This window comes from Mycoplasmopsis agalactiae PG2, from assembly GCF_000063605.1.
Classification (GTDB): Bacteria; Bacillota_I; Bacilli_A; order Mycoplasmatales; family Metamycoplasmataceae; genus Mycoplasmopsis; species Mycoplasmopsis agalactiae.
This window is the reverse complement of the sequence record NC_009497.1, coordinates 353505-365975: the sequence shown is the minus strand read 5'-3', so window position 1 is coordinate 365975 and position 12471 is coordinate 353505. Positions and strand designations below refer to the sequence as shown.

Below are 12471 nucleotides of genomic sequence, written 5' to 3'. Positions count from 1 at the left end.
TTAGTCCTTTAAGTATTTAATTAATTGTTCTTGGAATTGTTCAATCTTAACATTGTAAAAAATTCCATTTTTGATAAGTTTGATAAACCCTGTTTCTTCAGAAACTACTATTGTGGTAGCATCACAAAGCTCACTGATACCCATTGCCGCTCTGTGGCGCGCTCCATATTGATTATTAATTGATTTTTTAGTTATTTTATAAAACGTAGCAGCATATAAAATTTTATTATCTCTAATAATTACTGCACCATCATGCAAAGGAGAATATTTATTAAATATTGAAATTAGTAAGCTAGATGATATATTGGCATCAATTATTACACCATCAGTTCTTAAATTTTCAATATTGTCATTGTTTTCAATTGTAATTAAGGCACCTATTTTGTTTTTTGACAAATACTCAACTGCCTCACGAAGCTGATTTATAAGCCGAATTTGACTGCTTTTGCCTAATTTGTCATAACGCGGTTTTTTAATTTTTGCATTAAAAAGCGATATAAGATTAGGCAATGAAACAACTAGCAAAATAACTGTTAGTAAGCATAAAATTACAATAAGTAAAATTAATTCACTGTTCATTTATTATGCCTTTTCACTTTCTCAATTTCCAAGTGTACCTATTGATGCTGCAATAATTATTGCTGCAATTATTACTAAAATGCATGTTACTATCGCGATTCATTTAAGAATTAGCTTCTTGCGTTTTTCATCTTTAGGCATTGTTTCTAAGGCTATTTTGCAAAATGGATCATCACAATGTTTGTGAATTGGAACATCTTCATCACGGATTAAAGCAGGGTTGCTTAATTCATTAATGTTTTGCTCATGAAGCTTAGCTAACATTGCTTTTCTTTTTTCAATTCTAGCTTTTGCAACTTCAGGGTCTCTGTCAATTAAAGCCATAATACTCCTTTGTTTATATTTTTATAATATATATTTTATTATATTAAAAGTTATATTACTTAAAAATGAATTATTAGCAAACTTTTAGCAAATAATTTTGCTTCATAAATAAACAAAAAAGGCTGTAAAACAGCCATATTAGTTAAATTAAGTATTAGCAGTGTTTAAATTTTCACATGTGCTATCAGTACTAGATTTTTTCTTATAGTAGTAGTATAAAATTATCTGCACAATATACACAACAATTGCTAAAGTTGAGAAAAAAACACATACAAATCACATAGCTGATTTAAAAGGTAGTAATGTTCCCAAATATACTGCTAAACAGGCATTAATGAGCATTCCAACATAAAGCATAAGTATGCTTAATCCTTCTGCACTTTTAGTTTTTAATGTTTTAATTATTTGCAATGTAAAGGGTAATGAAGTGCATACTGTAGCACATACTGTAAAAATTGTTAATAAAACTGAATCAGGACTTAGATTAACTCTAAATTTATTATTTGAGTAAGCTAAAATAAATCAAATTGTGAAAACTAAAGAGATTATTCATATGCAAAAGCCAATTGAATATTTAAATGCTTTTGATTTGTTTTTATCATAAATGAAAAATGAAGTAATAGTTGTAGCCATCAATACCATAAACAGTCAGTTTCCGACAATATTTACTATTGGATCTAAATCGGGATTCTTAATTCCGTCAAATTCAAAAGAGCCTATTCCTTTTTTAAGCACCATAATTAAAATAAATAAAGCGCCCCCAAAGAAATAGATTAAAAAGGTGCCGTAAGATATGTTTCCAACGGATTTTGATTTTAAAACAGAAATTAATTGTGGAATACAAATTATGACCATTAATGATGATGCAAGAACACCAAAAATCAAATTAACTATAGTTAATGCTGACATTATTTTCCTTAGTTATATAATTAAAATAGGATAAGTAAATGACATATAAGCCAATAAAACAGCCATTTATATCAATTACTTATAAATTTTAGTCTATTTTCCAAAAACTTTGCATAAATAATGTTTTTTCTTAAATAATTTTGATTTTGTTTTTTTGTCTTCAATGGCTGTTTTATAGTACTTTTAGTGCATTTTAATATTATTTTTCTGCCATTTGTAAAATCTGTTAGGTAAAAGTAGCCTATTTTAAAAAATGCATCCATATAATGGATGCAAAAGCTAAGAGAAACAAGGTCATAATGTAGTAGAATTAATATATACTTAATTTAATATATTTACTTTAATTTAATCCTAATATTAATTAAGGAGCGTTTATGAGTGAAATTGCAATAAAACATGTTTTTGAAAAACCAAAACAATACAAGGATACTGATGTAGTTTTAAGAGGCTGAGTTGTATCAAATAGGGGCAACAATAAAATCAGATTTTTAACAATCTCAGATGGCTCAACAGTTGAAAATATTCAGGCAACACTAAAAGGTGACGAATTTGATTTTAAACTACTAGATGAAGTAAGAATTGGAGCTGCTGTTCAAGTTTATGGAAAAATTGTTTTGACTCCAAAAGCAAAGCAGCCTCTAGAAATTTTGGCTTCAAAATTTGTTTTATTAAAAAATGTTGATCATGATTTTCCTATTCAAAAGCAAGAAATTAACCTTGAAACCTTAAGAGAAATTCCGCACCTAAGACATAGGACAAATTTGCTAAGATGTGTTATGTTAATTCGTTCAACTTTAGCCTTAGAAATTCATAAATTCTTTGCCGAAAATGGTTTTTTAAACTTTAGTGCGCCAATTATTACAAGCAATGATGGCGAAGGAGCTGGCGAGCAATTTTATGTAAATGATGGCAACAAAGAACAGCCATTTTTTGGAAATAATAATGCAACTCTAGGAGTAACAGGCCAGTTACATGCTGAGAGTTATGCAATTGGTTTTGAGAGAGTGTACACTTTTGCCCCAACTTTCCGCGCTGAACACTCAAATACTAAAAAACATGCTGCTGAATTTTGAATGATAGAACCTGAAGTTGCATTTTATGATTTAAAAAAGATTATTAATCTAGCTAACAAATTACTTAAGAATGTGATTAAAAACACTATAAACAAGCATCCTAGGGAATTTGAGTACTTACAAAACAATGTTGATAGCTCACTTTTAGAACGTCTTAATTCATTCATAAAGAAAAAGCTAATGATTCTTGATTACAAAGATGCATTAGTTGAATTAGAAAAAGTTAAAGATAAATTTGAAAACAAAGACATCAAATTTGGTCTTGATTTTGCAACTGAACATGAAAAATACTTAGCTGAAGAAATTGCTCATGGCCCAATTGCTATAATCAACTTCCCTAAATCATTTAAAGCGTTTTATATGCATCAAAATAATGACAATCAAACAGTAGCAGCCTTTGATTTACTCGTGCCAGGCATTGGTGAATTAATAGGTGGAAGTCAACGTGAAGCTAGATATGGAAGACTTTTAGAAAGAGCACTAGAAGTTGGAATAAGTAAAGAAGAGTTACAGTGATATTTAGATCTTCGCCGTTTTGGTCACTCAGGTTCAGCAGGTTTTGGAATAGGATTTGAAAGACTAGTTATGTATGTAACTGGTGTAGACAACATTAGAGATGTAATACCATATCCAAGAACAAGTGGAAACATTAAAATGTAAGGAGAGAATATGGAATTAGCGCTAATTGTTCCAAACATTGGTAATAGCATTATGCTTAAAGATGTTTTAAGCACTTTAAGAGAGCAAGATAACCAAGATTTTGAAATTGTTTTAGTTTTAACTAACACAGGTAAAAATATGTATGCTGCTTTAGAAAAGTACTTACAATTTTTTGGCTCACGTCTTAAATTTATAACAAATAGTAAAAGGCGCAGTATTCACAAAGATATTGTCGCTGCTTTTCATTTAATTAAAGCAAAACACTCATACATTTATTTCCCTGATAATGATGGTTCAGTTTCATTTGTTAGACAACTTTTAGAAACAATTAGTAAATACGACGCTGATATTGTTGAATTTAGACAGCGTTTAGTTAATACAATTAGATGAAAGCCATTGCCAAGATTAGAAGCTAACAAAATTTTTACTATAAGTAAAAATCCTGAAGTTGTTGCCTACTCTTATCCATTTATTTTTAACAAAGTATTTAAAACAAAGTTATTAACAAGCTTGCCTAAATTTAAACTGAGAGAGCTTAATGACACTAAATTGCAAGTTTACTTAAATTACCTTCTTTTAATTAACGCAAGCACATATGCTTACACAAATGAAGTTATTGTTCGTGAAAATATCCAATCTGATATGTGATTAGCTCCAAATAATTTTATTTATCAATTCAATGAATTATTAAGCTATGTAAAAATGAACAATTTAAAACTACAACAAGAAATTAAGTATGCTTATTATTACTTTTTACAAATCTTTTTAGCAGGATTAATTAAGACCTGAAGAGCTCGTTTTTCTCTTTCAGTAATAACTGATTACATAAACTACAATGAAAAAAGGTCAAAAAAATTTGCTGAAGACTTGTATAGATATTTGCAAAAAATGCACAACGATGATAAATTGTTTTTCGAAACAAACATTTATATGCTTAAGTCAAATATTGAAAGTAATTCATTAAAATACTTGCCAAATATTGACAAATGAAGTGATATTTTAGGCGAATTGTAATATGCTTCACAAAAATGTAAATTTTTGAATAAGGCTGTTTTATAGGCTTTTAGATCTAATTACATTCTTTTCATTGATTACACTATTATCTTATCTATGTGTTATTAAAGCTACTAATAATAAACACATCCCGCCCTTAAACTATTATTACTTTTGATTTAGCACCATTATTGTTTCTCTTGCTTTGTTTCTTATCATTCCCTTTACTTTTGAAGGCAGAACAGTTTGAATGATTGCTTTTAGGGTTCAAATCTTATGTGCAAGCAATACTGAAAATAAGAGCACTAAAAAATTATTAACTAAATCTTATTTACTAAGAAGTTTGTTTTCTTTTTGAATATGACTATTTTTAGTTTTGCTAGTTCTTACTTTCATTATGCCTTGGCAAGTTGATGATTTTTATAAATTTTTAATATCTCCAAAAACTGATAATGCTCCTATTAATTTCATTTTTTTAGAAAGATTTTTACAAACAATAGTTGGGCTATATTTTCTATTTTTATTCATTGACACATTAGTAATTATTGTCAATAAAAAAAATTTAGGCATCATCGATTCTCTTAGTAGTAGCAGAATTGTATGAATAAAACATTACAGTAATGATGAAAATATTATGCCTAAATTACTTCCGTTTAAAGCTGATAATAAGCCTTTTAACATTATTTCCTAGTTACTCTTAGAATGAGGTACCACACATGATTGAAAATAAGATTATTGAAATTCAAAAAGCTAAAATTTTTGAAAGTTTGAACGAAGAAGAGACTGAAGCTTTATATTATTTTGATGGCCCATTGCGTATAATAGCTGGTGCTGGCAGTGGAAAAACTAGGGTTTTAACTAGAAAAATTGCCTACCTAATTAATGTTTTAGGTATCTCGCCTGATCACATTTTAGCTGTAACTTTTACCAACAAAGCAGCTTCAGAAATGTCTGAAAGAGTTAAACAGTACACAAACACTAAGTTTAATAAAGGCACAGCAGAAATTTCAACATTTCACTCATTGTGTGCAAGAATTCTAAGAGAAGAAGCATTCCATATTAATTTGAAAAATGATTTTCAAATTATTGATGATAATGACAAAAAGAAAATTTTAAAAGATATTTATAAAGAACATGATTTAGTACCAACTGATTCAAATTTTAAAAATTTAACTCGCTTTTTTTCATGACTTAAAAACAAACTTTATGCAAGTGACGAAGAAATAATTGATTTTATTAATTCAGACCCTGAAAGTGAATTTTATGGTGATGGCGAAACTGTTGTTAAAATTTACAATTTTTATAACGAACAACTTAAACATTTACAAAGTTTAGACTTTGATGATTTATTAATCAAAGTTAATGAACTTTTTTACAAAAATCCTGAAATTGTAAAAAAATGGGCTTTAAAATACTCATATATTTTAGTTGATGAGTTTCAAGACACTTCAGCAATTCAATATGAAATCATTAAATATTTATCATCTCAAAAGGCTCAACTTACAATAGTTGGTGATCCTGATCAAACAATTTATCGTTGACGTGGGGCTGATGTTAACTTGATTTTATCTTTTGAAAAAGACTTTGAAAACACTAAAACCATCATTTTAAATAAAAACTACCGTTCAACTAAAAAAATATTAGCTGCTGCTAACAACTTAATTAAATATAACCGCAACAGATTTAACAAAAATTTAGTAACTGACAATTCTGATGGTGATGAAATTGAATACATTCATGCCTTTAGCCCTGAAGCTGAAGTAAGATGAGTTGTACAAAAAATTAATGACTTAAAAAAACAAAAAATTCAGCTTAAAAATATTGCTATATTTTACCGTTCTAATAGCTACTCTAGAAACTTTGAAGAGCAATTAATGAATGAAAAAATTAACTACAAAATTTTTGGCGGCGAAAAGTTTTATCAACGTAAAGAAATTAAGGATGCTTTAGCATTTTTAAGAGTTATTTATGATGGAAATGACTTGCAACTTAAAAGAATCATCAATGTACCGCCAAGAAAAATTGGCGAAGCTTCATTAAACAAAATTATTAGTTTTGCTAATGAAAAAAATCTTTCACTATATAAAACTTTAGTTAATCACTACAAAGAATTGCCAGTGCCTAAAGAAGTTATCATCAACATTATTGCTCTATTAAACTGTGTTAATAAATACAAGGCAGCTTTACGCCAAGGCAACAAAATTCATGTGGTTTTAAAGAGCTTTTTAAAAGAAATCGGTTTTCTTAAATATGTTAATGAAGATGTAGGTTTAAAGGGTACCGGAGAAGAAAACATTAGAGCACTTTTAGAAGGAATTAAGTCTTGAGAAATAACTAATCCTAATAAAGGGCTTAAGGAATATTTTGAATACATTTCCCTTATTTCTGCTTCTGATTCTTCGAATGAATCAATGAGCTATGTTTCATTAATGACTGTACATGCTGCAAAGGGACTTGAATTTGATAATGTCTTTTTAGTAGGTATGTGCGAAAATATTTTTCCAAATTACAGAGCATATAAAGTTGCTGAAGCTATGGAAGAAGAAAGAAGACTAGCTTATGTTGCTATAACTAGAGCTAAAGAAAAATTATTTGTTAGTGACTCTCGCGGTTTGCTTCTTTATTCACAAACTGAGAAAAAGCCATCACGCTTTTTAAAGGAAATGGGTATTGATATCAATAAACATATATTGCAAAAAGATAACTCAATCTTTGTTGACGGTGAATTAGAAGACGAAGAACAAATTAGAAAAAGAAACAAAAAAATAATAGCAGGCGATGTTATCAGCCACACTTTTTTTGGTGAAGGTGAAGTTTTAGAAGTTAATGGCGATACAATTACTGTTCACTTTGCAACTACAGGCATTAAGTCTTTAGCTAAAAACCACCAATCAGTAAGATTGCTAAGAGATAATGATTAATTTTGGAGAATAATAATGGCCATGAATGTTTTACAATTGTTTTTATGAGCAATAATAGCACTATGTTTTAGTGCTTTTGTAACATTCATTGCTGTTTTAACTTATTATAAAATTAGATACATAAATTCAATAAACACTAATGGCGTAATATTTTTCAAAATTAACTTAGAAAAAAATAATGTCATAAGACTAAGTAGCGACAATCTTAGTGGTTTAGCTAGCTTTGATGATGATAAAATTGGGATTAAAAAGAACCAAACAGTTGATTTATCAGATTTTTTAAGTTATTTTGCTCCTAAAAGTAGAGAAAAGCTTGCAAAATATATTTTTAAAGAAAAATTGACTTCAAGATATAACTTATACTGTAATCTTAACATTGAAAAATATGCCAATTCTACTATAAACAAGTCCTATAGGCACTTTAATATTCATTTAGGAAAAAAACAATTCTTAGTAAAACTTTATCCTACGGCTGACAAAAAGTTTATATATTGCAACATATATTGAAACTTTACTCCTGATTACAATGATAAAAATATGTTTAATGCTTTATCTGAAGAGTATGACATACTAAAGTTGCCAAATAAATACTATCTATCATATGCATTAACATTAAATGAATTTTATTTACAAAATGGACTTAACAACAGTGAAATTAGCCACATTATTAAAATGATGGATTTAACAAAACATGCAGGATGACATTATTTTAAAGATGGAATTTTACACCTAATCATAGGAACTAACTCATTATTATTGCTTAATAAATTTACCAAAAATGCTATAAAAAAGGTTAATAAGGTTAACTTACTTAATTCATTTAATCCGTTTTTTAACAGCTGTGCACTTTTAAGTTTTAAAATGCCTTCTGAAAAAGAAGAAATTGCTGAATACAATATTAAAGCAAAATATTTGCTTCATCACTTAGATAACAATATCTTGAATTATAAATATTACAATTGATTTTATGATAATGATAGCCATTTAGAGCACTATAGTGAATTTAAAACTAAATTAGAGGCCTTTGAAACCAAAAATACATTACTGGAGTATGCTAAAGATCCAATCTATGTTTTAAATTATAATGACGGCGCTCAATCTAACATAAGATTTCTAAAAAGTCATATTTTAGGTTTTACAAACAAAGATATGGATTTTTTCAAAAATGTACCATGACACAAATTTTTATATAACAATTTATGGCTAGAATACTTGCTCTCTTCTGAAACTAACAGTGAAGATTATGTTATTGTTGAAACAAATAATATTAATTTAGATAAAGTTACAAAATACCTTAATGAAAATACTATCTTAATGCTTAAATATCATTATAGAGACTTTAATTATGAGCTTTTTTCTAAGCTTTTAAATCAGCTTGGCAATGATAAAAATTTGAAAAAGCTTTCTATTGGGCTATATATTGATAATTTAGATGAAAAGCTATTTAACTTCATTGATTTTGCCAACATCAACACTTTTATTTTCTCAAAAGAGATATGTGAAAATATTTTAAAAAATGCCGAAGCATACTTAAAATTACAGGTATTTGTGCAAAAAATATCTAGCATGAAGAAATACTTAATTATTTATGAAAATATTCCCAAAAATTTAGAAAATATTGTTGTGCAAAGATTAAAAATAAAATATTTTTATAATATTTAATATGAAAGGTCAATAAATGAGTAGTAAAAAATTAGGCTTTGTTTTTGATTCATTTACCTGCATGTCTAAAGACTTTTTAGACAAGCACAACTATGGCTATGCCCCATTTATAACCACCATTGATGATAATTCATATGTTGATGGTATTGAGCTAAGTCAAAAAGAAGTAATTGAAAAAATTAAAGCAGGCAAAGAATTAAAATCATCTATGCCAACAATTGAAAGCTTTACTAAAGCAATCGAAGCTAAAAGCAAGGAATGTGATGATGTTTTAGTTTTAGGAATTAGTAGCTGCCTTTCTTCAGCATACAATACAGCTAAACTTATAGCTAAAGACTATCCAAACGTACATGTTTATGATAACACTTGGGGCGCTGAACAATATTTAGTTATTGCTGAATATATTAGTAAAGTTTATGAAGCTAATGATGGAAACATGGATATCGTTTTTGCTGAATTAGACAAAATTCAAGAATCATCACTTATTTTTGTATTGCCACCAAATGTAGATTATGTAATTAAAGGTGGTAGAGTTAGTTCACTTAGAAAATTTTTACTTTCAGCAATGAGACTTTTAACTCTAAAGCCTTATGTTAAGTTCTACATGAAAAAGACAACAACCGGTGGTATTGCTAAAAGTATGAAATCAGGGATTAAGCAAATAATCAAAAAATTTATTGACTTTGCTAACATTTCTTCAAACAAAAATAATGCTAATGACTGGCTTTTCCACATAGCACATGGTGTTAATGATGAATACAATCAACAAGTTTTAGATGCTTACAAAGCTGAAGGCTTAGAGATTGCAAGCAAGTGCTATGTTTCTTCTGCAGTTGCCGTTCACACTGGTCCAGAAGCTATTTGCTTTATGCTTATGCCAAATTTATCGAAATGACCTATAAAATAGGTCAATAACTCTTTCAGAGTTATTTTTTTAACTTCTTATAATAATGTAAAAAGGACTGCTTATTTTAGCAATGAATAAAAAGAAACTAAGGCCGTTTTTCATTAATTTAGCTTGTCCATTGTCATTTTCAAGCTTGCTTTTATCATCTTGTATTAATCAGAATTATGCAAATCAAAATCCAGACATAGTTGTTAAATTGATAAACAGCAATATTAATACAGCCGATATTACCCTCAGTGATTTTGAATTTATCTTTGATAAATCAAAATATGCTCTTGAAAAGCCTATATTATCTGTATTAGAAGATAAAGTTATAGTATCAGTAAAGCTTCTATTTAAAGATACTATTTTGTATGCTTTATCAAAGACTTTCAGTTTTGATTTACCTAAACCTAATGCTGCAGAAAATCACGAAGATTCTGATGTTGAACATAAAAAGCCTGATGAAACCAACAAAAATAATGATAGTGACGCTGGTAAAATTATAATAATCCCTGGTAGGTCAAATTTGCCCATTAAGCCTATAAATCGGCCAGAAACTGCTAATTTATCATCCAAACATTCTTTTGCTGTCAACTATTTACTTTCTAAAAATCCATATGAAATAGCTACAGAGACAAATGAATATAAAAATGCTTTTACTAACATTAGCAAGTGATTAAATACTGCTGATAATGGCAATTCTGTAAACTTCCGTTATGGTGGTGTTAATTCAAACAAGCATTTGCTTGATAAATATTGAGAATATACTAAAGACATTGGCATATATGGCAATTATGGAGCTTCTCCTGAACAAAAGGTTGATTTTTATAATAATACTCTTTCATCATATGGTATGTATAGCCAAAAATTTTTAGACAATTTTAATGAATCAGATAAGGAAAAAGCTATTAAGCTAGATGTTAATTTAAATGATTTAGTGCTTAAGAATCCTTTTGGATTTTTACCATCTAATTTAAGCCAGCTGTTTTACTATATGGACTATAAATCAGCCGCAGAAGTATTAAAAATTAATGAAAAAATTACTGATCTTAAAGCCAATTTTGATGATAATAAAGGCTCAATTGAGCTCTTGATTACAACAGAATTGAATAAGTACATTATCAATTTAAGTAAAGATAATACAAATAATTTAAAGGCAGATTTAGACTTTTATCAATACATTTATGCTCGTAGTTTTTCATTAAGAATAGGCACTGTTGAATTTAGAAGACATCCAAATAGATTAACACTTGATCATCTTGCTACTTCTCAAACTGTAGGAACAGTTTGAGTTATGGATAGAATTATAAGTCCGGAAGCTGAAAAGGACGATTCATATGAATTGTTATTAGCTACAAATATGCATGTTTTTAGTCTTAGAAATGCTTTTGATAGATCCTTATATTTTGATTCTGATCAATCGTCCAATGCTAATAAATGATATGGCGGTTTTTGAGACATAGATAATTTTTATGACAGCGAAACTAACATATATAGAAAACGCCAAAACATCTATTTTATGGCACAAAGAGCAAAAGATGATAAGCTTAGTTCAAATACTGCTGAAATAAGCGGAGATCAGTTTAAAGAAACTAATTTACTCTTTAAAGCATATGAGCAATATTTAACTGCTCCTTATTACACACCTAGATATTATGCAAATGGAATAATGGGTTATGATATTGCAATAGCGCCTCAATATTTTGATAAATATGATGAAGTGTCGAGAATTGGTGAGAGTAAAAATGCTGGCGCTGATTTTGTTTTATTACGCTTAAAAATTAAAAAAGCAAACTTATCAAAAATACTTCCTGAATTAGCTAAAGTTGTTGAAACAGAAAGGGAAAAAGACTGACACATTGGAGTAGGTAAAAGTGGTAAACATCATCCAATTAAAACCACTCTATATGGCGGATATCCGGCAATAGATGATAGGAACTTTCAATTCAAGGCTGCAAAATCACAAGGCGGTGTAATTAATGTTCAAAACAGAGTTATTAATGATTCAAGCATAAACAGCTTATGAGTTAAATACAATGAAGGGCAAAATAAGGACTTTAATTCAATTAATAATAATTGAACAAAATATACTAAAAGCTTTATAAATAAGCCTAATACGCATTTTGAGGATGAACATGGAATGCCACTAACAACTATAAATCAGCATTCACACATGTATACTAAATTTTTAAATAATAATAAAGAAAATGCACTTGAAGGTGGCTCATCAGGCTCACTTGCTATTGATTCATCATTTAATTTAGTTGGAATTAATTATCTTCATACGCATGATGAACTTTATAATACATATTCTAATGCTATTTCCTTAATGGAAGGTCATAGCACATATAGCAATGATTTTGATGGAAACTTAAGAAATGATATTAAAAATAAACTAATAAAAGACAATGTTTATACTGTTAAAATTAATCCTAAACAATAGTAAACAAAAAAGCAAAGC

At 28.4% G+C, this 12471-nt stretch carries 10 protein-coding genes; 7 read left to right on the top strand and 3 right to left on the bottom strand.

Going from position 1 to position 12471, the window contains the following annotated elements:
• The 3 genes from MAG_RS01590 to MAG_RS01580 all read right to left on the bottom strand — a co-directional run bounded on the left by MAG_RS01590 (nucleotide 1) and on the right by MAG_RS01580 (nucleotide 1812).
• Entirely contained in the window at nucleotides 1-579 is a 579-nt protein-coding gene (locus tag MAG_RS01590; protein ID WP_011949482.1) for a diadenylate cyclase, read from the bottom strand.
• A gap of 3 nt (nucleotides 580-582) precedes the next feature.
• On the bottom strand, nucleotides 583-903 hold the full coding sequence (locus MAG_RS01585; protein ID WP_036433353.1) for a hypothetical protein: 321 nt from the start codon (nucleotides 901-903) through the stop codon (nucleotides 583-585).
• A gap of 147 nt (nucleotides 904-1050) precedes the next feature.
• On the bottom strand, nucleotides 1051-1812 hold the full coding sequence (locus MAG_RS01580; RefSeq protein ID WP_011949480.1) for a PQ-loop repeat-containing protein: 762 nt from the start codon (nucleotides 1810-1812) through the stop codon (nucleotides 1051-1053).
• 374 nt (nucleotides 1813-2186) lie between these two features.
• Here MAG_RS01580 and asnS point away from each other — a divergent pair, with 374 nt between their 5' ends.
• From asnS to MAG_RS01545, 7 genes are all read left to right on the top strand, one after another.
• Nucleotides 2187-3545, top strand: coding sequence for an asparagine--tRNA ligase (gene asnS / locus MAG_RS01575; protein ID WP_011949478.1), 1359 nt, complete (start codon nucleotides 2187-2189; stop codon nucleotides 3543-3545).
• A gap of 9 nt (nucleotides 3546-3554) precedes the next feature.
• The gene (locus MAG_RS01570; RefSeq protein ID WP_011949477.1) at nucleotides 3555-4559 is read left to right on the top strand and encodes a glycosyltransferase; all 1005 of its coding nucleotides are present in this window, start codon (nucleotides 3555-3557) and stop codon (nucleotides 4557-4559) included.
• Nucleotides 4560-4788: 229 nt separating this feature from the next.
• Nucleotides 4789-5229 carry a hypothetical protein gene (locus tag MAG_RS01565; protein ID WP_232955150.1) on the top strand — a complete coding sequence of 147 codons (441 nt, stop codon included), beginning with the start codon at nucleotides 4789-4791 and terminating at the stop codon, nucleotides 5227-5229.
• 25 nt (nucleotides 5230-5254) lie between these two features.
• On the top strand, nucleotides 5255-7459 hold the full coding sequence (locus MAG_RS01560) for a UvrD-helicase domain-containing protein (protein WP_011949475.1): 2205 nt from the start codon (nucleotides 5255-5257) through the stop codon (nucleotides 7457-7459).
• A gap of 21 nt (nucleotides 7460-7480) precedes the next feature.
• Nucleotides 7481-9121 carry an MHO_4530 family protein gene (locus MAG_RS01555; protein ID WP_232955149.1) on the top strand — a complete coding sequence of 547 codons (1641 nt, stop codon included), beginning with the start codon at nucleotides 7481-7483 and terminating at the stop codon, nucleotides 9119-9121.
• 16 nt (nucleotides 9122-9137) lie between these two features.
• Nucleotides 9138-10028 carry a DegV family protein gene (locus MAG_RS01550; RefSeq protein WP_011949473.1) on the top strand — a complete coding sequence of 297 codons (891 nt, stop codon included), beginning with the start codon at nucleotides 9138-9140 and terminating at the stop codon, nucleotides 10026-10028.
• Nucleotides 10029-10098: 70 nt separating this feature from the next.
• A complete protein-coding gene (locus MAG_RS01545; RefSeq protein ID WP_011949472.1) occupies nucleotides 10099-12453 on the top strand; it encodes an MAG2960 family serine endopeptidase lipoprotein in 2355 nt (784 codons plus the stop codon).
• Nucleotides 12454-12471 lie beyond the last annotated feature (18 nt).